The 21,966-nt window shown below is 71.2% G+C and carries 20 protein-coding genes, 1 tRNA gene and 1 pseudogene; 9 read left to right on the plus strand and 13 right to left on the minus strand.

Going from position 1 to position 21,966, the window contains the following annotated elements:
* Window positions 1-7 precede the first annotated feature (7 nt).
* Window positions 8-1,558, minus strand: a complete 1,551-nt coding sequence (locus tag QFZ74_RS13425) for an MFS transporter (protein WP_373462381.1) — start codon at window positions 1,556-1,558, stop codon at window positions 8-10.
* A gap of 218 nt (window positions 1,559-1,776) precedes the next feature.
* Window positions 1,777-2,415: a TetR/AcrR family transcriptional regulator gene (locus QFZ74_RS13430; RefSeq protein ID WP_307624139.1), complete on the minus strand. Its 639-nt coding sequence runs from the start codon at window positions 2,413-2,415 to the stop codon at window positions 1,777-1,779.
* Between the two features lie 486 nt (window positions 2,416-2,901).
* Here QFZ74_RS13430 and QFZ74_RS13435 point away from each other — a divergent pair, with 486 nt between their 5' ends.
* The gene (locus QFZ74_RS13435; RefSeq protein WP_307621054.1) at window positions 2,902-4,203 is read left to right on the plus strand and encodes a M6 family metalloprotease domain-containing protein; all 1,302 of its coding nucleotides are present in this window, start codon (window positions 2,902-2,904) and stop codon (window positions 4,201-4,203) included.
* A gap of 55 nt (window positions 4,204-4,258) precedes the next feature.
* A tRNA-Arg gene (locus QFZ74_RS13440) sits at window positions 4,259-4,331 on the plus strand.
* Between the two features lie 90 nt (window positions 4,332-4,421).
* Here QFZ74_RS13440 and QFZ74_RS13445 read toward each other — a convergent pair.
* Window positions 4,422-4,763, minus strand: a complete 342-nt coding sequence (locus tag QFZ74_RS13445) for a tyrosine-type recombinase/integrase (RefSeq protein WP_307621055.1) — start codon at window positions 4,761-4,763, stop codon at window positions 4,422-4,424.
* Window positions 4,764-5,373: 610 nt separating this feature from the next.
* Here QFZ74_RS13445 and QFZ74_RS13450 point away from each other — a divergent pair.
* Both QFZ74_RS13450 and QFZ74_RS13455 read left to right on the plus strand, forming a co-directional pair.
* Entirely contained in the window at window positions 5,374-5,880 is a 507-nt protein-coding gene (locus QFZ74_RS13450) for a GNAT family N-acetyltransferase (protein ID WP_307621056.1), read from the plus strand.
* 270 nt (window positions 5,881-6,150) lie between these two features.
* On the plus strand, window positions 6,151-6,693 hold the full coding sequence (locus QFZ74_RS13455) for a DUF4231 domain-containing protein (protein ID WP_307621057.1): 543 nt from the start codon (window positions 6,151-6,153) through the stop codon (window positions 6,691-6,693).
* Window positions 6,694-7,133: 440 nt separating this feature from the next.
* On the opposite strand, the gene QFZ74_RS13460 is transcribed toward QFZ74_RS13455, so the two are convergent.
* Window positions 7,134-7,283, minus strand: coding sequence for a hypothetical protein (locus QFZ74_RS13460; RefSeq protein ID WP_307621058.1), 150 nt, complete (start codon window positions 7,281-7,283; stop codon window positions 7,134-7,136).
* Window positions 7,284-7,296: 13 nt separating this feature from the next.
* Between QFZ74_RS13460 and QFZ74_RS13465 the strand changes: the two genes are divergently transcribed.
* Complete coding sequence (locus QFZ74_RS13465; RefSeq protein ID WP_307621059.1) at window positions 7,297-7,542, plus strand: hypothetical protein; 246 nt, start codon at window positions 7,297-7,299, stop codon at window positions 7,540-7,542.
* Between the two features lie 124 nt (window positions 7,543-7,666).
* Here the strand turns inward: QFZ74_RS13465 and QFZ74_RS13470 are convergent, their stop codons facing one another.
* The 4 genes from QFZ74_RS13470 to QFZ74_RS13485 all read right to left on the minus strand — a co-directional run bounded on the left by QFZ74_RS13470 (window position 7,667) and on the right by QFZ74_RS13485 (window position 11,171).
* Window positions 7,667-8,665, minus strand: coding sequence for a hypothetical protein (locus QFZ74_RS13470; RefSeq protein ID WP_307621060.1), 999 nt, complete (start codon window positions 8,663-8,665; stop codon window positions 7,667-7,669).
* 105 nt (window positions 8,666-8,770) lie between these two features.
* Entirely contained in the window at window positions 8,771-9,388 is a 618-nt protein-coding gene (locus QFZ74_RS13475) for a hypothetical protein (protein ID WP_307621061.1), read from the minus strand.
* A 184-nt stretch (window positions 9,389-9,572) separates the two neighbouring features.
* A complete protein-coding gene (locus QFZ74_RS13480; protein ID WP_307621062.1) occupies window positions 9,573-9,962 on the minus strand; it encodes a TraR/DksA C4-type zinc finger protein in 390 nt (129 codons plus the stop codon).
* Entirely contained in the window at window positions 9,963-11,171 is a 1,209-nt protein-coding gene (locus QFZ74_RS13485; protein WP_307621063.1) for an MFS transporter, read from the minus strand.
* Between the two features lie 97 nt (window positions 11,172-11,268).
* On the opposite strand from QFZ74_RS13485, the pseudogene QFZ74_RS13490 reads away from it, so the two are divergent.
* Both QFZ74_RS13490 and QFZ74_RS13495 read left to right on the plus strand, forming a co-directional pair.
* Window positions 11,269-12,225 (plus strand): annotated as a pseudogene (locus QFZ74_RS13490) (ArsR/SmtB family transcription factor); the annotation flags it as partial.
* A 370-nt stretch (window positions 12,226-12,595) separates the two neighbouring features.
* Window positions 12,596-13,102, plus strand: a complete 507-nt coding sequence (locus QFZ74_RS13495) for a glutathione peroxidase (RefSeq protein WP_307621064.1) — start codon at window positions 12,596-12,598, stop codon at window positions 13,100-13,102.
* Between the two features lie 157 nt (window positions 13,103-13,259).
* On the opposite strand, the gene QFZ74_RS13500 is transcribed toward QFZ74_RS13495, so the two are convergent.
* The 3 genes from QFZ74_RS13500 to QFZ74_RS13510 form a co-directional block, all read right to left on the minus strand.
* The gene (locus tag QFZ74_RS13500; protein WP_307621065.1) at window positions 13,260-13,451 is read right to left on the minus strand and encodes a DUF397 domain-containing protein; all 192 of its coding nucleotides are present in this window, start codon (window positions 13,449-13,451) and stop codon (window positions 13,260-13,262) included.
* 199 nt (window positions 13,452-13,650) lie between these two features.
* Complete coding sequence (locus QFZ74_RS13505) at window positions 13,651-14,511, minus strand: helix-turn-helix transcriptional regulator (RefSeq protein WP_307621066.1); 861 nt, start codon at window positions 14,509-14,511, stop codon at window positions 13,651-13,653.
* Window positions 14,512-14,805: 294 nt separating this feature from the next.
* Window positions 14,806-15,567 (minus strand): GPP34 family phosphoprotein, encoded by a 762-nt coding sequence (locus QFZ74_RS13510; protein WP_307621067.1) that lies wholly within the window; start codon window positions 15,565-15,567, stop codon window positions 14,806-14,808.
* 217 nt (window positions 15,568-15,784) lie between these two features.
* On the opposite strand from QFZ74_RS13510, the gene QFZ74_RS13515 reads away from it, so the two are divergent.
* Together QFZ74_RS13515 and QFZ74_RS13520 are read left to right on the plus strand one after the other, a co-directional pair.
* Window positions 15,785-17,995, plus strand: a complete 2,211-nt coding sequence (locus QFZ74_RS13515) for a D-alanyl-D-alanine carboxypeptidase (protein ID WP_307624140.1) — start codon at window positions 15,785-15,787, stop codon at window positions 17,993-17,995.
* A gap of 252 nt (window positions 17,996-18,247) precedes the next feature.
* Window positions 18,248-20,212, plus strand: a complete 1,965-nt coding sequence (locus QFZ74_RS13520) for an MFS transporter (protein ID WP_307621068.1) — start codon at window positions 18,248-18,250, stop codon at window positions 20,210-20,212.
* 50 nt (window positions 20,213-20,262) lie between these two features.
* Here the strand turns inward: QFZ74_RS13520 and QFZ74_RS13525 are convergent, their stop codons facing one another.
* Complete coding sequence (locus tag QFZ74_RS13525) at window positions 20,263-21,378, minus strand: ADP-ribosylglycohydrolase family protein (protein ID WP_307621069.1); 1,116 nt, start codon at window positions 21,376-21,378, stop codon at window positions 20,263-20,265.
* Between the two features lie 260 nt (window positions 21,379-21,638).
* On the minus strand, window positions 21,639-21,884 hold the full coding sequence (locus tag QFZ74_RS13530) for a hypothetical protein (RefSeq protein ID WP_307621070.1): 246 nt from the start codon (window positions 21,882-21,884) through the stop codon (window positions 21,639-21,641).
* Window positions 21,885-21,966 lie beyond the last annotated feature (82 nt).

Below are 21,966 nucleotides of genomic sequence, written 5' to 3' on the forward strand. Positions count from 1 at the left end.
GGTCGCGTCAGTGGGCGACGACCGGCACCGCCACCTCGTCCTCGGCGCCCTCGGCCTTGCCCGCACCGCCGGAGGCCGCGACCGTACCGCCCGGGCGGCCGGCGTTGACCAGCGCGAACACGATGACCGCGGCGGCGCCCAGCATGCCGACGGCGAACCAGATCGCGGTGCTGTAGCCGTGCACCATGCCCTGGAGCTGGACCAGGCGCTGCTGCGGCGCGGTGGCCGCCGTCGCGATGTGGTCCTTGATGTACGCGGTCGTCGCGGAGGCGGCGATCGTGTTCAGCAGGGCCGTGCCGATCGCGCCGCCCACCTGCTGCGAGGTGTTGACCATCGCGGAGGCGACACCGGCGTCCCGGGGCTCGACGCCCTGGGTGGCCAGGGACATGGCCGGCATGAACGCCGTACCCATGCCGAGGCCGAGCAGCACCATCGCGGGCAGCACGAGCGCGGCGTACGACGAGCCGATCTCCAGCTGGGACAGCAGGAGCATGCCGACGCCGGCGGTCAGGAAGCCGGGGCCCATCAGCAGCCGGGGTGCGACCCGGTTCATCAGGCGGGCGCCGATCTGCGTCGAGCCGGTGATCATGCCGGCGACCATCGGGAGGAAGGCGAAGCCGGTCTGGATCGGCGAGAAGCCCTTCACGACCTGGAGGTAGTACGTCAGGAACAGGAAGGTGCCGAACATCGCGGTGATCGCGAGACCGAGCGAGAGGTAGACGCCGCCGCGGTTGCGGTCGGTGACCACGCGCAGGGGCAGCAGCGGGGCCTTGACCTTGGCCTCGGTGATCACGAAGGCGAGCAGCAGCACCGCGGAGGCGACGAACAGCGCGATGGTCACGGCGTCGGACCAGCCGTCGGACTCGGCGCGGGTGAAGCCGTAGACGAGGGAGACCAGGCCGAGGGTCGACAGGATCACGCCGGGGATGTCGAGCGGCGAGCGGTTGCGGCCGCCCTCCGGCTCACGGATGACGAAGTACGCGCCCGCGGCCGCGACGATCGCGAACGGGATGTTGACGAAGAACGTCCAGCGCCAGTCCAGGTACTCGGTCAGCACACCGCCGAGGATGAAGCCGACGGCGCCGCCGCCACCGGCGATCGCGCCGTAGATGCCGAACGCCTTGGCGCGCTCCTTGGCGTCGGTGAACATCACCGCGAGCAGCGAGAGCGCGGCCGGCGCGAGCAGAGCGCCGAAGACACCCTGGAGGGCGCGGGCGCCGAACATCATGGCACCGCTGGTCGCCACGCCGCCGAGCGCGGACGCCGCGGCGAAGCCGGTCAGGCCTATGACGAAGGCCCGCTTGCGCCCCCACAGGTCGGCGATCCGGCCGCCGAACAGGAGCAGCCCGCCGAAGGCGAGGGCGTAGGCCGTGACGACCCACTGCCGGTTGCCGTCGGTGATGCCCAGGTCGTGCTGGGCGGAGGGCAGGGCGATGTTCACGATGGTCGAGTCGAGGACGACCATCAGCTGGGCGAGCGCGATGAAGACGAGCGCCTTCCAGCGGTTGGCGTCAGCGTTGGGAACGCTTCGGGCGGTTTCGGACAAGGGGGTACCCACTTCGGGACTCCGTTACGGAAAAAGGGCGCGGAAAAGGACGAGGGAGACGTCTGCGGGAGACGTCCGGGTGAGACGTCTGCGGAAGACATCCGGGTGAAGACGTCTGCGGAAGCGGTCCGGGTGAGACGTCTGCGGAAGACATCCGGGTCGATGGAGGAGGGTCGTGACGGCTCGTCAGCGCTGACGGCCGAGGTACGGTCCTGAGCTGATCGGTCGGGTCATCCCTGGCGCAGGTCCTCCAGAGTCACAGCCGAGCCCGGCAGGGTGGATCGAGCCGGGGCCCGCAACCCGTCCAGGAACAGCTGCAGATGACGGTGGACGAAGCGGTCGACGCTGAAGCACGCCGCACCGGCCGGGGGCCGGCTGAGCTGGGCGACGGCGACCATCAGGTCACCGAAGCCGACGTCGCCGCGGAGGAGACCGGCCGCCCTGGCGCGGCCCATGAGCTCCTCGACGATCCGCTCGACACGCTGCCGGGCGGCCTCCAGGTCGGGGTGGTTCTCGTCGGACGTGCTGGAGATCATCGGACAGAGGGCGCTGATCCGCTCGTCGGCGCAGGCGTGCACGAAGTGCGACAGCGCCGCGAAGGCGTCACCGCCCTCGCCGAGGGCGTGCTCCGCCGCCCGTACCGTACGGTCCATGACCGAGCAGACGACCTCGCGGACGAGGGCGTCGCGGTCGGGGAAGTTGCGGTACACGGTGGCGTTGCCGACGCCCGCCCGACGGGCGATCTCGTCGAACGGCACGTCGGTGCCGTCCTCGACGAACATCTCCCGGGCGGCGGTGACGATCCGCTCCCGGTTGCGCAGGGCATCGGCGCGGGGCGCCTTGCGCTGCGCGGTACTCGGAGACGTCACGGTGGGCACGGCATTACTCCTCGATAGGCCGGCTGACGACCGGCACGCCGACTGACGACAGGCTGCTGGCGATCCGGGGAAGGAGTCCCCGTTTCGCTGGAACACACTCCTAAACGGGGAAGAGGTCCCCGGTTATTTCCCGGCTCGGGAAGATTCTTCGGGGATTTCTCGTGAGCTGGGCCACACCGTCGGGGGAGCGGGTGCTTTGCCGCCGCCGACGGGGTTGCCGTGCCGCGCGCCGAGAGGTCCGTCCCCGTGCTGTCGCCGACGGGGCTCCCCACGGTGCGGGGCACGAACCACACGCGTGGGCTCGTATCGGCAGAAGTCCACTGTGGACACACCTCCGCCGCCGGGATTCCCCCGTCTCACCCACGCGATGCCCACGATCGGCCTCACTCAGCGCGCGCCCAACGCCCGCCCGACACAGGGTGATCGCAAGGGTGCAGCCGAAGGACCGGCGGCTGCCGTGGAGCGAGAGGTCCATGCATGCAGCAGCCGATCAGCTGCCGCCGTGCGCCGGGCGCACGGCGGATACGCCCGCGCCGCGTGGCGGCCCTCGCGTCCGTGACCGCGCTGACCTTCGCGGTCAGCACGTCGGCCGGGACCGGGCACCTCGCGGTGGACTCCACCACGGCGGGCCCCGGCGCCCTCGCCCGCATCCGCGCCCTCAGCCCCTGCCTCATCAACGGCGCCCACGAGGTCCAGATGACGGAGGGCATCCCCACGCCGGGCGGCTACTCCCGCTCCACCGGCACGGTGCACGCCCTCACCCTCATGATCGACTTCTCCGACGCCCCGGGCGACGAGAAGGCCGTCGACCGCTTCCACGAGTTCTTCCCGCAGACCCGCGAGTGGTTCCGCGCCGCGTCGTACGGCCGTCTCGACTACCGCCCCGAGATCCCGATCAAGGACTGGCTGCGGATGCCGAAGCCGTTCAAGGAGTACGGCATAGAACGCGGCGCCCCCTTCGACCCCGGCTACCGCGAGCTGGTGCAGGACATCGTCACCACCGCCGACCCCAAGGTCGACTTTCGCGACTACGACCTCCTGAACGTACTGATCACCCCGAACGCCGGCCCCTCGGCCCTGGACACGGTCCTGTCGGTGACCTTCGCCGGCAACACCGAGGCCCCCGTCGCCGACGGCGTCCCCATCGCGAACGCGTCCTTCGTCTACTCCCGCCAGGACGACGGCTCCGGCTCCTACGACAAGACCGGCTACCGCGTCCTCCCCCACGAGAACGGCCACGTCTTCGGCCTGCCCGACCTCTATACACAGGACGGCGGCGGCGCGGTCGGCCACTGGGACATCATGAGCGAGGACTGGGGCGCCAACAACGACCTGCTCGGCTGGCACAAGTGGAAGCTCGGCTGGCTGGACCCGTCCCAGGTGAGCTGCGCGGCGAAACGGGGCAGCGCGGACTACACCCTGACGCCCCTGTCGGAGCAGGACGACGGCCACAAGATGATCTTCGTCCCGCTCGACGCCCGCACCGGCTACGCCCTGGAACTGCGCACCCGCGCCAGCAACGACGAGACCGTCTGCCACCCCGGCGTCCTCATCTACAAGGTCGACGCGAACATCGACACCGGCCGCGGCCCCATCACCGTCTACGACGCCCACCGCCACTCCGAGGGCTGCACCCGCAGCCCCAACGTCCACGCCGAACTCTCCGACGCCCCCTTCACCCCGGGCCAGACCTTCAAGGACCCCCGCAAACGAATAAAGATCGAGGTGACGGGCACCGACCCCAAGGGCGACTACAAGGTCCGCGTAACCCGCGCCTAGCCCCCACCCTGACCCCCACACCCCACCGTCCACATCCGGTACGCTGACGCCTGTCGCCTTCGTAGCTCAGGGGATAGAGCACCGCTCTCCTAAAGCGGGTGTCGCAGGTTCGAATCCTGCCGGGGGCACACGACTAAGGGCCAGTTCAGAGGATTGATCCTCTCGAACTGGCCCTTTGCCATGATCGCGGCCGTGCCACACACGTGCCACAAAGTCCACTAAGAGTCCGCAGCACCCCGTTCCTTGCGGATCATCGAACCGAGCCGATCGGCGATCTCGCGGTCACGGCCGTTGACCATGTGCTGATAGATCAGCGCAGCGCGGGGAGTGCTGTGGCCCATCCTGGTCATCAGCTCACGCAGGCTCGCGCCGGACGCGGCGAGGGTGTTCCCGGTGTGTCGAAGATCGTGGAAGTGCACGTCCGCCGTGATGGCCGCCTTCTTCCTGGCCTTGATCCAGTCGTCCCGGAAGTTGCTCCGCCGCAGCCGACCGCCCTGAGGGCCGAGGAAGACGTGACCCTCACGGCCAGGCCCGGCATAGGCGTCGAGATGGCGTGCCACGTCCGGCAAGAGTTCGGACGGGAAGGCCACCGGCCGGACACCAGCGTCAGACTTCGGCGCCTTGTCGAACAGGGCCCCCGTCTGCATCTCCGCCTGCGAGCGTCAAGCCCCGGCTGCGCTCCGCTTCGCCGGGCGCGCTTCCCGGCTCCGCTCCGGGCGCCGCTCCTGCCTTCGGCCCGCTCCGCCCGGGCTGCGCCGACGCGCGCCCACATGCGAAACAGGCCGGGTCGTGAGTCGAGAACCGCGGAGCGCGGCAACGCTCAAAGCATGCCTCCGGCGGGGGCGCTCAGGCTCCGAGATGGCGGGGGCGCCGTCCGCGAGTGCCGGCCGGAGTAGTGGCGTGCGTGGGGAGCTCCCATCCCGTCTGCCATCGACCCAGGCAGAGCCGAGCAGACGCGGCCCCTGGCGTCCAGGTCGTTCGTACAGTGGCGCGCTCCACCTGGCCGCCAGGAACCACGCCCGCTCCACGGTGTGTGGGTCGACGGCAGACGGGATGGGAGCTGGGGTGAGTGGTGGGTTGAGGTGGCCAGCAGCGCGGTCACTAGCCAGCCTTAGCGGCAAGTGCTGAAAGCGGTACCGCTGCCACCAGTGACCGGTCGAAGATAGGGGCATGGACGCGCAGAAGGTGACCTTACGGAAGATGACGCCGTCGGAGTACGACGCGGCGACTGAGCATCGCGAAGCCGAGACCATCCGGGAACTCGGCAATTTCATGCCCGAGGAGCTGGCACGGGAGCGTGCTCATCAGGGCACAGCGCGGTTCCTCCCCGACGGGCTCGACACGACTGGTCACCATCTCGTGGTCGCGGAGAACGGATCAGGCGAGGTCGTGGGGAACGCGTGGATCGGCCCGGATCCGCGCCAAGCTGCGGGCACTGCCAGCTCAGCTTGGCTGTACGACATCAACGTCTTCCCCGTGTTTCGGCGCCGCGGATACGGGTCCGCCATCCTCTCCGCCGCCGAAGAACTCGTTGCCCGTGAGGGCTGGACATCTCTCGGCTTGAATGTCTTCGGGGACAATGAGGCGGCCATTGCCCTGTATCACCGCAACGGCTACGACGTGGAATCCATGTCCCTGCGTAAGAGCGTGCAGCAGGCTCCTGACATCAGCAGCTGACACCAACAAGCACGAACAGCACCGGCCGACGCCGGACCCCGGAGGACGTACCACCGAGTCCAGGCCGGTTTGCCGGTGGTCACGAAGACCGGTGATCGACCTGATAAGGATGAGGCCGGACTGCAAAGCCAGCGTGGGACCGACACCAGTCGACGGAGGGCACTACGCCGACCTATGTCCAACGATGCGCCCGATCCTCTTCCAAGCTGGCGCTCCGGGGCTGAGCTGCCGAGTTGACTGCGTCATTCGACCACCGATGTACTTCCAGGCATGTCGGGAACGGATGACAGTCAGTCACTCGAAGCTCACCCTGCTGTCTCGCGGCCGGTGGTCGCGGCGCAGGACTACGTGGAGGGAAGGCTGACTCAGTACCAGAAGTGGTACGACAAGAAGGCCGTCAAGACGAAGGCGATGCATCTCCGGATGAGGACGATTTCCGTTGTCGGCGGAGCCTTGGTCCCCGTGTTAGTCAACCTCGACCTGTCATTCGCAAAACTTACGGCCACAGTTCTGAGCTTGATCGTTGTCGGCTCAGTCTCCTTGGAGAGCGTGTACCGCTACCGCGAACAGTGGAAGAACTACAGGTCGACCGAACAGCTACTTGGGCATGAACGGATCTACTTCGAAACCAAGGTGGGGCCCTACTCAGGGCTCTCGGAGAGCGAAGCCTTCACGACCTTGGTCGCCCGGGTAGAGAGCGCGATCGCCAACGAGAACTCTGCGACCCTCAACGTGATGACCTTGGGCGGCCAGGTAAGCGCTGACGTTCAAACGCCCCCCGGCATCCCAGGTGCCCGGCGAGAGCTTCAGTAGACCGGGCGTGCCACTCGTGTGCCAGAACAGGCGGGTACTCACGGGGAAGCGGGGTACGCACAGGCACAGCAGCCGAACACCAGTAAAGGCGGGAAACTGGCAGGTCACGCCAGCAGCCGCCCGCCCTCACTCCTAAAGCGGGTGTCGCAGGTTCGAATCCTGCCGGGGGGCACCACGTATTACCGCTCTGACCTGGGATTTCTCACCCAGGAAGGCGTTCTATTCGGCCTCGGACTGCTCGTCCGGGGCCGTTTGCGTGAGAGGTGCGTCAGCGGACGGGGAGTTGATCTCCGAAATACCTCCTAACGGATCAGCACCATCCGGCACGGACTCCGGACCGGGCTTCTCCGCGTCATCGGGCTCTGGCCCCACTTCGGGAGCGGTGTTCTCGGCGGTGGTGCGGGCGCGCGGTACGAGCTGTGCTGCGGCCTCAGCGATCGTCAGGTCCGCCTCGGGGAGCAGGTCGTGTAGGTGTCGGCCGTGATGGTGATCGAGGAGTGGCCGAGCATCTCCTGGATGCCCTTCAGGTCGGCCCGACCGCATGGGCGAGGGTCCCGGCATCGCCGGGTGACGTTGGCGAGGTGGAGCATCTCGCCGTTCTCCTTGGCGAAGACTCACGCAGCACGCGGAGCGGCCTCCCTATCTTCCGCTCTGCGAAAGGGACTTCAGCACGGCATCGAGGTCTACGCCTGCACCGTCGACGCACTCTCCCCCGGCAAGCGCCAGATGTTCGGCTTCCGCCTCCAGGTCGTCGGCCAGGCCACCGGCCACGTCGACTTGGCCGCGAGCCGTTGGGACACCACCCCTCGCGACAACACGGCGGCCGTCGCGGGCCGGTCTCAGTCCTGAGCCGTCGGGATCCGTCCCACCGTCGAGCAGGTCTGATCCGCCGGGGCGCGGGCGGCAGGTGCGGGGCGGCCCCGGTCCGTCCTGGTGACGGGCCGGGGCCGCGCCGTTCGTCTCAGCCTCAGGCTCAGCCGTTGACGCGCAGGGTCACCGCGGCGGTGTGCAGCTTGCCGTCCGTGCGGAACTGCAGGAACAGCCGCCACTTGCCCGGCTCGGGCAGTTCGGCGTGGAAGGACAGGTCGGGGCCGCCGCCCCGGGTGCCCCGGACCGCGGTCTCCGGGTGGAGGTGCGCGAACGCCTGGTCGCCCTCGTGGAAGGCGGTGAGGTGGGCGTACGTGTCCAGGTAGGGCTGGAGGTCGGTGACCGGCTTGCCCTGCCGGGTGATGCTCACGGTCAGCGGGTGGGCCATGCCGGCCATGGGCTCGCCCTTGACGGTGACGGTGTAGCCGTCGACCTCGGTACGGGTCGCGGGCGTCGGCAGCGGCGCCTTGTGTGCGTCGCCCGGGACGGTGACGGTGCGGCTGAGGACGTAGTCGCGGCCCTTGCCCGCCCCGCTGTCCGGGGCGAAGGACGCGAACATCCGCCAGCTGCCGGGCGTCAGCGCGGCGAGGTCCGCGGTCCAGGTGCCGTCGGCGGCCATGACGGGGTGCACATGCTGGAAGCCCGTCAGGTCCGAGCGGATCGCGTAGAAGTGCATCCGCTTGGCCTGGTCCGGGGCGAACGCCGTGACCGGCTTGCCGTCCGGTCCGGTGATGCGGAACGCGTAGCGGCCCGCCTCGGACGCCGGGAGCTTGCGGGTACCGGAGGTCAGGCGGTAGCCGTCCGCCGCGTCGGCCAGGCCGTCACGGACGGCCGCGTCGCCGTGGGCGGCGCCGGGCATCGAGCCGTGGTCCATGCCGGGCATCCCGCTCTCGCCGCCGCTCTCGCCGGTCGCGTGCGAGGAAGAAGGGGAACGGGAGGAACGGGAGGAGTGCGAGGCGTGCGAGCCGTGGTCCATGCCCGGCATGGAGGAGCCGGCGGAGTCTTCGGATCCGCCGCACGCGGCCAGCGTCAGCGCGAGTACGGCTGTTGTACCCGCCGCCGCTGCGGCGAGACGGAGCGGGGAACGGGTGGTGGTGAAAGACATGTGCGAGCACCTTCGGGGTGTCTGCGTGCCGCCGGAAGCGGCGCGCGAGTGATCAGGACGTGTCGTGCCCGCGGCCCGTCGTCCGGGCCCGGGCGGTACGTCCTGTCACGTCCGCGCGATGCACACCCTCAGGAGCAGATCGCGTCCGCCGCCCGGGGGTCCGCGACGCCCCGTCTCCCCCGCGGCCACCCGCCGTCCCGCCGACGCCCAGACGAGCGCGCCCGCCACGACCGCGACGGCCAGGGCCCATGGGGTCGGCAGCGGGAGGCGGTCGCGGGCCGGGGTTGCCACGCACTGACTGCCGTGCCGGTCCGGCACGGCGGGCGGGGCGAGTACCACCGCCGAGGAGTCCGCGCCCCGAGCCATACCCCGAACCATGGACCCGGTGGGGTGCTCGGCGAACGCCATGTGTTCGGCATGCGCCGGGAGCCCGGCGGGGTCCTCGACGTACGCCGCGGGCCCGGCATGCGCCGCGTGTCCGGCAGAGCGCTCGGCACGCGCCGCAGCCCCGGCGGAGTCCTCGGCGTACACCGCGCGCCCGGCAGAGTGCTCCGCATGCGCCGCAGCCCCGGCGGGTACCGGGGCCACGCTCAGCGACATCCCCGTGTGGCAGCCCTCGGCCGCAGCCGACGGTGTGCCGTGCATGAGGAACAGGCCGAACAGCACCGCGCACACGACCGCGGGCCAGGCGCCAGCCTGCCTGTGCGATCGCTCCGTACGCACCGCCGCCTCGCTCCCTGTCCTGCCGACGTCTGCCGACGTCCTGCCGGCGCACCTCGTGACCGGGGGCCGGTTCCGGTATGACCATACCCCCGCCCGGTACCCTCCCAGCGACCCCCTCACCTCGCAACCGGGGCGGGCCGACCGTGTGACCGGGCCGGACTCTCGGGGCACACCCGCGAGCGCGTCAGCGCGTGCGGATCGCGGCGCAGTGCACGCACTTCGTCGCAGCCGGGCGTACCTCCAAGCGCTCCGGCGGGATCCGCTCGCCGCATCCCTCGCACCGCCCGTAGTCGTCACGGTCGAGCCGCTCCAGCGCCTCGCCGAGTTTCTCCAGGTGGTCGCGCGCCTGCACCAGCAAGGCCGCCACATGCTGTCGCTCGAAGGCGGTGCTCGACCCCTCCGGGTCGTGCTCGTCGTCGACCGCCACCAGCGCCCGCGCCTCGACGATCGCGTCGAAATCGCGGCCCAGCGCCGCGATCTGCGCCTGGGTGGCGTCCGCCTCCGCCGACAGGCGCTCACGCATGGCCTCGCGTTCGGGCGGAGTGAACGCGGCATTACCGGCGATATCGCTCATTTACGCCACAACGCCGACCTCCGACTCCGCATTCCGCACCCCTCGATTCCGTACCGCGAGCGCCACCGTCACCGCGATCGACGCCGTCGCCATCACCGCCATCGCCGCCGCCGGTGACGTGACCTGCGCGACCGAGCCCGCCAGCGTCGCGCTCACCCCCTGCATCGTGAGCATGCCCGCCGAGTGCAGGCCGAGGGCGTGGCCGCTGAGCTCGTCCGGGGTCAGGGACATCAGGCGCTCCTGCTGGACGAGGCTTGCGCCGAAGCCGACCGAGGCGACGGCGATGCAGAACGCGGCGACCGGGAGCGGCGGGCGCATGGCGAGGGCGAGGTACGGCATGGCCAGCAGCAGGAGCAGCGGGGTGGTCAGCCGGGCGCGGAGGGAGGGCGGGAGCAGGCGGCCGACCGTCAGGTCGCCGGCCAGCATGCCCAGGGCCCCGCAGGCGAACAGCGTGCCGGCGGCGCCGGGGGCGTACGCCACGAAGAGGGACTCGCAGCCGACGACGAGGCCGTTGGGGATCCACAGCCCCAGGTAGGTCAGGCGGCGCGGGCGCGCGGACCACAGCAGCGCGTTGGTGCGCCAGGTCGCCGAGACCGAGAGGCGGCCCGCCGACCGGGGGCGGCGGTCGGTGAGGCCGAGGCGCAGGACCAGGGCGGCGGTGAGGTACAGCAGCGCCGACAGCAGCAGGGCGGTGCGCGCGGAGAGCAGGATGAGCAGGGCGCCGCCCGTCGCGTATCCGGTGATCTGCATGACCCCGACCATCATGTTGAACACCGAACGTCCCAGCAGATAGCCGCCCTTGGCGTCCTTGCCGAGGATCTCGTTCAGCAGTCCCCAGCGGACCCCGCCGCCCAGCGAGGCGACCAGGCCGAGGACGAGGATGAGGGCGAAGACGGCGCCGATCGGCAGGCCGGGCAGGGCGAGCACGGCCGTACCGGCCGCGAAGGCGAGCGCGATCCCGGCGAGCGCGGCCCGCGGTGGCAGCCGGTCGGAGCCCGACAACAGGACGGTGGCGCCCAGCACTTGGGCGAGCGAGGGGCCGAACATGCTGATCGCCGACAGCAGCGGCGAGCCGGTCGCCCGGTAGACGAGCGTGGCCAGGGCGAGTCCGCTCAGCGTCGAGGCGGCGGTCTGGGCGGCCGAGCCGAGGAAGAGGGGGGTGAACTCCGGGGTGCGGAAGAGACGCCGGTAGCCGGTGGTCGTGGTCATGTGCGGGAGTCTTCGGCGCACCGGCGTACGGCGGTTAGTGTTTCGCGTCCGCGCGAAACCTCGTGGGGACGACGGCCGCGGACGTCCGGAGGTCCCCTTGGGCTGGTGGCAGATCGACGCCGACACACTCGCCCGCAGCCGCTTCGTGCTCTCCCCGCTCGCCGAGACCTTCGCGAGCCTGAAGCTGCTGCACGCGGGCACGGGTACGCATCCCGGCGAAGAGGACTGGCTGCGCGCCCATCTGCCCGTGTACCGGGCGCGGTTGGCGGCCGATCCGGTCACCGCGCTGCTGCTGCGCGCGGGACTCGGCCGGGACTGGATCGCCGACTTCCTCACGCCCACGCCGAGGGACGGGGAGAGTTTCGAGGAGGCGCTCACCCGCGTGCGCTCGGCCTGTCCGGCCAGGGCGCGGGACCATCTGCGGGTCTCGCTGGGCGGCCCGCTGCCGTCCGCCCTGGAGCGCGACGACCTGCCCGAGCGCGCGGCCCGGCTCCAGGAGTGGGTCTGGGAGGAGGCCGTACGACCGTACTGGCCCCGGCGCCGGCGCATCCTGGAGGCCGATGTCGTCGCCCGGATCGCGCAGGTCAGCCGGGGCGGCTGGGCCATGGTGCTCGACTCGCTGCGGCCGGGTACGCGCTGGCTCGGCGAGAGCCGGTTCCAGGTCAACCTGCACGAGTACCCGCCGCGCGAGATCTCCGGCGCCGAGCTGGTCTTCGTCCCGGTCACTCCGCAGACCGGCTGGGTGGCGTGGGAGGAGCGCGAGCGCTACGCCGTCGTCTATCCCTGCACGGGCGTGCTCGCCGACGACCGCCGCAGGGCCGTTCCCGCCTCCCTCGGCAACCTGCTCGGCACGGCCCGCGCCGGAGTGCTCGCGCTGCTCGACTCCCCTTTGAGCACCACCCAGTTGACCGCCGTGACCGGACAGGGGCTCGGCTCGGTCGGACGGCATCTGAGGGTGCTGCTGGAGGCTGGACTGGTGGAGCGCCGGCGGGCGGGCCGGTCGGTGCTTTACTCCCGCACGGCGGCGGGCGAGGTCCTGCTGACCGCCGGGCGCCAGGCCGGCGGGTCGCGGGGCGGCGGGTCGCGGGGCGGCGGGTCGCGGGGCGGCGGGTCGCGGGGCGGCGGGTCGCGGGGCGGCGGGTCGCGGGGCGCCAGGCCGCCGGGGCGGCGGGCCCCCGAGCCGCCGGTCGCCGGTCGCCGGACGCCGGACCACCAAGCCACCAGCCGCCGGACACCGAACGCCGGACCACCAAGCCACCGATCGCCGGACGCCGGGCACCAAGCCACCGATCGCCGGACGCCGGGCACCAAGCCACCGGACGCCGGGCCACTGAGCCACCGGACGCCGGGCCACCAGACGCCGGGTCCCCAGGTCACCGCGCCGCCGGCACCACCGCGTCGTCCGGCGGGACTAGCATCCGCCCATGACGACTTCTGACAACACCGGCTCCGTGCTCGACGTCGAGATCGGTGCCCTTCAGGGCGGTTCCGCCGACCTCTCGCAGTACGCGGGCCAGGTGGTCCTCATCGTGAACGTGGCCTCCAAGTGCGGCCTCACCCCGCAGTACGCCGGCCTGGAGCGGCTCCACGAGCGGTACGCCGCCCAGGGGTTCACCGTCCTCGGGGTGCCCTGCAACCAGTTCCTCGGGCAGGAGCCCGGCAGCGCCGAGGAGATCGCCGAGTTCTGCTCGGCGACGTACGGCGTGACCTTCCCGCTGACCGAGAAGGTCGAGGTGAACGGGGAGAGCCGCCACCCGCTGTACGAGCGCCTGGCCGGCTACGCCGACGCCGAGGGCCACACCGGTGACATCCGCTGGAACTTCGAGAAGTTCCTGATCGGCCGTGACGGCACCGTCGCCGCCCGCTTCTCCCCGCAGACCGAGCCGGAGGCGACGGAGGTCGTCGCCGCGGTGGAGGCACAACTGGCCTGATCCGGCGGGGAGAAGGGAAGAGACGAGCCCCCTCGGCTAGGACGGCGGGCTGGTCGAGAGGGCTCTTCGGTGATGCTTGCTGTGCAGTTGTAGTTGTGGTTGTCGAGGGGCAGGGACGCCCTCCTTACACCTCGAAGCGTTCCGGCCGGTGCCCCCTTCAGGCCTTGACCGAGGCCACGAAGGTGTTCCACGCGTCGGCGGGGAAGGCCAGCGCCGGACCCTCGGGGACCTTGGAGTCGCGTACGGCGAGTTCCGCGGTCTCGGACGACCGGACCTCGACGCACGCCCCGTTCCCGGCGGAATAGGAGGACTTCGTCCACGTCTCCGTGGCGCCCTGAAGCAGTGCCATGTCCACTCCTGTAGCGAGTTGCTGTCGTGCGAATCACGCCAACCGTGTCCGACGGTTGGCGTGATCGACGCTACTCGGCAACACCCTCTTCCGGAGCAGTCGTTCACCCATGTGGATGGCATATTCCGGCGCGTCTTCCACCCGGGCGAGATGCCGGTGTACGATCCCGCGCCTCCCACCGGAACCGATCACCGGCGGCTCAGGAACGGGCGTACTCCTTCGCCACGTCCGAGATGTACTGGCGGGACTGGTCCACGTTCAGGGACTGGGCGCGCAGGTGCTCGTACATCACCGCGTACTTCTGCACGTCGTGCGCCTTCTCCAGGTAGAGGTCGCTGGTGACGCCCTCCAGGTAGACCACGCTGGAGTCGGCCGCGTCCACGAACTCCAGGATCGCGTACTGACCGTTGAGCCCCGGATGCGCGCCGACCTCGAACGGCAGGACCTGGACGGTGACATGGGGCAGCTGCGACATCTCGATGAGGTGCTCCAGCTGCTCCCGCATCACCAGCTTGCTGCCCACCACCCGGCGCAGCGCGGCCTCGTCCAGGACGACCCACAGCCGCAGGGGGTTGGTCTCGGCGGTGATACGTTCCTGTCGCCGCATCCGCACCTGGACCCGCTTGTCGATGTCGGCGGTCGAGGTCTCCGGCAACGCCCCGCGGACCAGGGCCTCGGCGTACGCCCGGGTCTGCAACAGGCCGGTGACGAGCTGGGGTTCGTACACACGCAGCGACTCGGCGTCCGTCTCCAGGCCGATGTAGACGCTGTACGGGATGTCGCCGAACGCGTGCCACCAGCCCTGCTGCCGCGAGTCGCGCGCCATCTCCATCAGGGAGTCGACGACCCGCTGGTCCTCGACCTCGTACACCCCGCACAGGTCGCGGACGTCGCGCTGACTGATGCTGCGCCGGCCGTTCTCCAGGCGGCTGATCTTCGACTGCGACACCAGCAGTCGCTCCGCCACCTCCTCCGCCGTCATGCCCTTGAGCTCGCGGAGCCTGCGCAGCTCCTGACCGAGCCGGCGCCGCCTGACGGTGGGATTGACATTGGACGCCACGGGACGTGCACCTCCGGCTGCCTGCCTGCGTACCTGCACCTGACACTTTGTGTATCTGCTGTTGAGCAGACTGCCACCAAGCCGCTCACCACCGCTGGGAAACGGTGGATATGCGGCGCGTACGCGTCAGTTGGGACGTTGTGGGGTGCGGTGGTACGTCCGTACGCAGGCCTGGGCAGTTGGGCAGCGTTGGGCAGCACTGGGCGACGCCGAACGGGGCGGCGAGGCCGGTTTGTTCCGGCCCCACCGCCCCGCTCGGCGTGGTGCGTGCCCTTCGATCCGGTCCGGATCAGTTCAGTGGGCCACGGCGCGCGCCGCGACGGCGCCGCGATGTGGCTGCATCGGAACACCGCGGGCGGGTTCCGCCGCGGGCCGGGGTCCTCCGGGCCCCTGCTGCCGGCCGGACGTGGCCGGGCCACGACGCGGCTGGGCCGCCGCGCCGTTCTGGACGTCCATCACGGCGTGCGCCACGAGGCCGCCCATGGGGTCGTGCCTGATCAGATCCCGCAGCCGGGAGCGGGACGAGCGTCCCTCGTTACCCGGATACAGGTGCTTGCCGAGACCGACCGCGTGAGCCAGGGCGGCGAGCGCCGCGGTCCGCGGGTCCGGCGGGACGCCGGTGCGGATCGCCGAGTCCAGCCGGGCCTTGATCTCCCGGCTGATGGCGGTCTCCGTGGCCTGGTAGCGCGTCGTCGGCAGCACTCCGCACATCTGACCCGGTACGGCGTGCACCATGCCGCACCGCTCCAGATGTGAGAGGTAGGTCTGACGGAGCCCGAGACGGGGCCCGCCAATCCAGTGGACGGCCCGCACCGGAGCGCCGCGCCTGCGCAGCAACTCCAGGGCGGAGTCCAAAGTTGGATCTCCAGTCGGCCGTGGTGCCACCACGGCGATACGATCCCCGTCTGGGGCTATCCGTCCGGCCAGCGCCAGCTCCACTAGCTGTGCTCCGGCCAGACCAAGGTCGAGCGACTGCGGCTGCGCAGTGGTACCCGTGGCCGGGTCCAGTGCCAGCAGCAGAAGCTCCTCCGGAATTGTTCTGCGGCTCCTGCCCATCCATGCCTCCCCGCGTGGATGAGAGACAGGGTGACGCCTCTCACATTGGTCTGTCGAGAGCGCGTGACCGGTTTGCGAGGGAACCGGCAGGTATGTCGTTCTCGTCTACCGCAGGAGCCAAGCCCCCACACAGGACACTGGTACACGGTTCGGACAGCGGCGGGGAGGCGCGGTCCGGGCGGTGGGTATCGACAAACGCACGCAGGGCGTGCGGCACATGGAGGAGGCATCGGTGGCGGGCGAGTCCCCCGACAGGTCGAAGCAGCGCGAGTCGTCGGCAGAACCGGAGTCGGGGAGTGCGGGTACGGTGACCGAGACGCGGGAGTCCGGGGCGCGCGAGGACGTCGATTCGGCGACGAGGGTTCTTTCGGTACGGGAGCTGAAGGCCGACGCCGAGGACTCGGCGGAGGCCGAGCAGGCTGAGGAGTCCGAGGAGGAGCCCGCGGAGGCCGAGCAGGCTGAGGAGTCCGAGGGGTCCGAGAAGGAGCCGGTTCAGGCCGAGGGCGGCGACGAGGGGGACTCGGAGGACGAGTCCGTCAACTCCGTTGCCGAGAAGGACGACAACGCCGCCGAGGCGGAGTCCGACGGCGACGATGACAACGAGGCCGAGGCTGAAGCTGAAGCTGAAGCTGAAGCTGAAGCTGAGGTCGAGCCTGCGACCGACGCCGGCGAGCCCGTCGCCGACGGCGACGACAAGGCCGACGACAAGCCCGAAGCCGGCGCTGACGACGACAGCGACAGCGACAGCGATGACTCCGGCTCGGACGCCGAGCCCGTCGATCACCCCACCACCGTCTTCAAGGCCGTACGCCCACCCAAGAAGCCGCAGGTCGACCAGCCGACCACCATGCTCAAGCTCGGCGGCGCGGCCAAGCCGGAGAAGACCGCCGAAGCACCAGAAGCACCGGAAGCACCCAAGACACCCGAAGCACCCAAGGCGACGCCCAAGACCCCAGAGGCACCGAAGCAGTCCCCAGAGTTGCCCCCCGAGCGCACCAGCAAGTTCGTCGCGCTCAAGCCCCTTGACGCGCCGTCCGGTACGCCGTCCGGTCCGCCGTCGCCCCGCAAGCCGGGCGCGCCCGGCAACAGCGCCACCGCCACCACCGCCATCCCCCAGATCGGCCCCGAGCGCACGACGCAGCAGCCGCTGCCGCCCAAGCCGCCGCTGGACCTGCTGGCGGAGCTGACGAACACGCCGCCGCCCCCGCAGACTCCGGTGCGCACGGCGATCCGCCGGGTCAAGATCTGGACCCCGCTGGTGATCCTGCTGGCGATCGTGTTCGCCGTCGTGCAGGCGGTCCGCCCGCTGCCCACGCCGACGCTCACCCTGACCGCCGCCGAGTCCTACCGGTTCGAGGGCGACCAGACCGCCGTCCCGTGGCCGTCGGGCGGCCAGGGCGCGCTCGACGTGGAGGGCATCGGTTCGTTCGGCTCGTCCGGGACGCGGAAGCCCGTGCCGATCGCCAGTGTCGCCAAGGTCATGACGACGTATCTGATCCTGCGCGACCACCCGCTCAAGGGCGACGGCGCGAAGATCCACGTCGACCGGAAGGCGCAGGACCAGGCGACCGCGGACGGCGAGTCGACGGTGGAGGTCCGCGCGGGCGACACCATCACCCAGCGGGAGGCCCTGGAGGGCGTCCTGCTCGCGTCCGCGAACAACATCGCCCGGCTGCTCGCGCGCTGGGACGCCGGGTCCGAGGAGGCGTTCGTGAAGAAGATGAACGCCGCCGCCAAGGACCTCGGGATGACCGGCACGACGTACACCGACCCGTCGGGGCTGCGGAAGACGACGGTCAGCACGGCCGTGGACCAGGTGAAGCTGGCGAAGGCCGCGATGCGCGACGGCTCCTTCCGGGAGATCGCGCGGATGATGGAGTACACCGACTACAAGGGCGCCAAGCACAGCAACTGGAACCGTCTGGTCGGCTACAACCACGTCATCGGCATCAAGACAGGCACCACCACCGCGGCCGGCGGCAACCTCGTGTTCGCGGCGACCAAGGAGGTCGACGGCGCGGAGCGGATGATCGTCGGCAGCGTGCTCGGCCAGGGCCCCGGCGGCGCGGACAACACGATCCTCAGCGGTGCCCTCGACGCGGGCGACAAGCTGATCCGGGCCGCGCAGGGCGCGCTGAAGCCGGCGACGATCCTGAAGAAGGGCGACGTCGTCGGGTACGTCGACGACGGGCTCGGCGGCCGTACCCCGGTCGTGATCACCCAGGACGTCACCGCCGTGGGCTGGGCCGGGCTGAAGGTCAAATTGTCCTTCGTCTCCGGCACCGTGCCCCACACCGCGAAGGCCGGCACCGAGGTGGGCTCGCTCTCCGTGGGTGACGGTTCGAAGGGCGCGGTGAAGGTGCCGGTCGCCCTGCAGAAGGACCTCGTGGAACCGGCCTACCAGGACAAGCTGACCCGCATCCTCTGAGCCGCGCCGGACGGCCCGGCACCCGCACCCCGTACGCACCAAGTACGCACCAGGTACGCACCCCGTCGACGGAGCCCATCCCAGGACCGATCCCGGGACCTCCGCGGCGGGGTGCATGCTAGCGTCCCGAATCGGGGCAGGTCGCCGCGCACGGGCCAGGGCCGCACACTGGACGGGAAGCGGCCGTGAATACCCGGGTGTGGTCGAGGGAATCGGCCGAGAACGAAGACCGGGACACGGGGAGAGCCTCAGGTGGCCACAACGGAGCCGACACACGACGCCGATCCGAGCCCGGCAGCGGGAGCCGGCCCGCGAATACGCCGGTCCGCGGCGGACACGGACGGCGACGAGGCCCGCCCGCGCGGCGGCCCGCACCCCGCCCCCGGCCCGCCTGGACGCCTGTACGACCGGATCTACGGCCGCATGTACGGCCCCGCCCTCGTCCGCTTCGGCCCCACCCTGCCCCGGCGCCTGCGCCTGCGCCTGCGCCTGCGCCTGCGCCTGCGCCTGCGCGACCGTCTGCCGAGGCACCCGGTCCTGACCATGACCGTGCTGGCGGCCCTGCTCCACGTCGTCTGGTTCTTCACCTTCGCGAGCGGCGGCGGCGACCTCGCCGCGCAGGACGCCTGGGCCGAGTTCGTCGGCCGGCACCCGGACTCGGCGTACAACCTCGCCTGGTACGGCGGCATGCACCCGGTGTCGTACAGCATGGTGTCGCCGTACCTGATGTCGGTCCTCGGCGTCCGTACGACGATGATGATCGCGGGGACGGTGTCGGCCGGGCTGCTGACGCTGATACTCGTCCGCAGCAGGTCGGTGCGGAACCCGCTGTGGGCGGGGCTGGGAGGAGTCCTCGCGCTGCTGTGCAACGCCGCGTCGGGCCGGGTCACCTTCGGGCTCGGCACGATGTTCGCGCTGGGCGCGGTCGCGGCCGTCTTCTGCTGGCCGTACCGCTGGCGCTTCAAGCGGTGGGCGAAGGCGCTGGCCGCCGCGCCGCTCGCCGCGCTCGCCACGATGGCGTCGCCGGTCGCGGGCCTGTTCGTGGGCCTGGTCGCGGCGGCGTTGTTCCTGCAGAAGCGGCGGCCGGGCGCCTGGGCGCTGGGTCTGGCACCGACGGTGGTGGTCGCCCTCTCTGCGTGGCTGTTCCCCTTCTCCGGCACGCAGCCGATGACGATCGGTTCGGTGTTCCTGCCGCTGCTGTACGGCCTGTTCTGCGCCTTCCTGGTCCCCAGGAAGTGGCGGACGGTCCGGCTGACGGCCGGCATCTACAGCCTCGCCGTCGTGCTGGTGTGGCTGGTCAGCTCGCAGATCGGCTCCAACATCTCGCGGCTGGCGATGCTGTTCGCGGGCGTCACGCTCGTCGCCGCGCTGCCGTTCGCCGCGCCGCGCTCGCGCCGCTGGTACGCGATCGTGCTGGCCTTCGCCGGTTTCGTCGGCTGGATCGGCTTCAAGTCGGTCGACGACGTGGTCCACACGACGCCCGCCGCGTCCTGGGCCCGGGAACTCGCCCCGCTCGTCCACCAGCTCCAGAAGGCGGGCGCCGAGCGGGGCCGCGTCGAGGTGGTCCCGGCCCGCTCCCACCGCGAGGCCTCCGCGCTCGCGCCGTACGTCAACCTGGCCCGCGGCTGGAACCGCCAGGCCGACATGGAGCGCAACCCGCTCTTCTACGACGACACCCTCAACTCGGCGAACTACCACGAGTGGCTGCGGCGCTGGGCGGTGCACTTCGTCGTGCTCCCCCGGGAGGAACCGGACGGCAACGGCGGCGAGCGGGAGCGGACGCTGGTGCAGCGCGGCATGCCGTATCTGCACCAGGTCTGGGGCGACGACAACTGGCGGCTGTTCCGGGTGACCGACCCGGTGCCGCTCGCCGAGCCGCACGCGGTGGTGGAGCGGGCGGAGCAGGGCGAGCTGACGGTCGACGTGGAGCGGCCGGGCCGCGTCCTCGTCCGCATCCCGTACTCGCCGTGGCTGAGCATCGTCGACGCCCACGGCACCGGCGTCGAGCCGCCGCAGGAGACGGAGGCGTCCAAGCGGCGGCCCGCGGGATCGGCGAGGACGTTCCGCAACACCGGCGGCTGTCTGACGGAGACCGCACAGGACGCCCAGGGCGACACCTGGACGGTGCTGGTCGCGCCGAAGGCGGGGACGTACCGGCTGGCGGCGCCCTATCAGCTGCCCCGGGGCACGCCGTGTCCGGAGGAGCTGCTGCGGTAGGCGCGGGCGGGCGGCGCTCAGGCCGTGCTCAGGCCGTGCTCAGGCCGTGCTCAGGCCCGTGGGTAGCGGGCCAGCCAGCCCGGCGATGCCCCGGCGGGACCGTGCAGCGCGGGGCCCTGGGTCATCTCCATCGCGAAGTCGTCGGCGAGTTCCAGGATCGTGGGGCGGCCCTCCAGCTCGGCCAGCCAGGCCGGGGGCAGCGCCGTCTCGCCGTGCAGGGCACCGAGCAGTCCGCCGGTGAGCGCGCCCGCCGCGCCGGAGGGTCCGCCCTGGTTCACCGCGAGGCACAGCCCGTGCCGTACGTCCTCGCCCACCAGGGCGCAGTAGACGGCGGCCGCCAGGAGACCGTCCGCCGAGCCGTCGCCGGCGAGCTCCTCGACCCGGGCGGGGGTGGGCATGCCCTGCCGTACGGCGCCCAGGGCGTGCTGGAGTCCGTCCGAGACGGGCTGGTGGCCGGGGCGGGCGGCGAGCAGGCCGAGCGAGCGCTGCACGGCGCCGTCCAGGCTCTCCCCGCGGGCCAGCGCGTGCACGATCACGGCGTACGCGCCCGCCGCCAGGTACGCGGCGGGGTGGCCGTGGGTCTGGGCCGCGCACTCGAGAGCCAGCTGGGCGACGAGCCGCGGCTCCCAGCCGACCAGCAGTCCGAAGGGAGCGGAGCGGGCGACGGCCTCCGGGCCCAGCTCGCCGGGGTTCCTCGGCGACTCCAGGGTGCCCGTCTTCGCGTCGGCGAAGCCGGCCAGCAGCGAGCGGGGCGGGTCGCGGCGGGCGTACAGCCACTCCTCACGGGCGAGCCAGCCGTCCTCCTTGCGGCGCTCGTCCGGACCCCAGTCGCGCTGGGTGGCCGCCCAGCGCAGATACGCCCGGTTCAGGTCGGTGGGCGGATGCCAGGCGCCGGTGTCGCGGCGGACCTGGGCGCGTATCAGCCCGTCCACCGTGAAGAGGGTGAGCTGGGTGTGGTGGCTGACGGCGCCGCGCCGGCCGTACCCGGGGGCCAGGTCGACGAGGCCCTCCGCGCCGTGGGCCGTGCGGATCTCCTCCACCGTGAGCCCGTCGGCGGGGGTGCCGAGAGCGTCCCCGAGGGCCACCCCGAGCAGCGTGCCGCGCACGCGGCCGCGGAAGTCCTGTTGTTCGGTGCGGCCCCAGACAGCACCGGATGTCGCACCCACCAAGACCTCCCATCGCGTCTCGTCCGTACGTATGACCGGCCAGCACTGTAATCGACCGGGAACGGTCCATTCAGGGCCCGGATCGGACGCGAAGTGTGGGTGAAGTGAGGGTCGAGTGATCCCTCCTGGTCAGAGCCGCGGCCGCCCGGACGGACACCACGACGACCGTCGGGGTCGGACGCCATGGACGACCGTCGGGTGGCCACCACGCGTGACGTGATGCCCACCCGACGATGCAGACTGGCGTCGCTGTCCGTCCCTCAGCGGTCGCCCTCGCGCTTGCGCCTGCCCGTCTGCGACAGGTCACTCCCGGCGACGGACCGGTCGTCCTCGGAGATCTTCTCGTCCGGCAGAAGCTGCCCTGCCTCGGATGCGACCCGCTTGCTCGTGTGGTGGCCCTTCTCGACGTCGGACAGGGCGCTGGCGGCTACCGAGCGCTCTTCTTCCGTGGCGTTCGGGTCGCGCATGATGCGTGCGGCCTCTGACGCGTCCATCTTGCCCGTCATGATTGCTCACCTTCTGTACCGGGGGCGCACCCCCTGGATCAGCGGCCGGTCATGAATCCCGCGAGATGAGCACACACCGGGA

Source organism: Streptomyces sp. V3I7, from assembly GCF_030817495.1.
Lineage (GTDB): Bacteria > Actinomycetota > Actinomycetes > Streptomycetales > Streptomycetaceae > Streptomyces.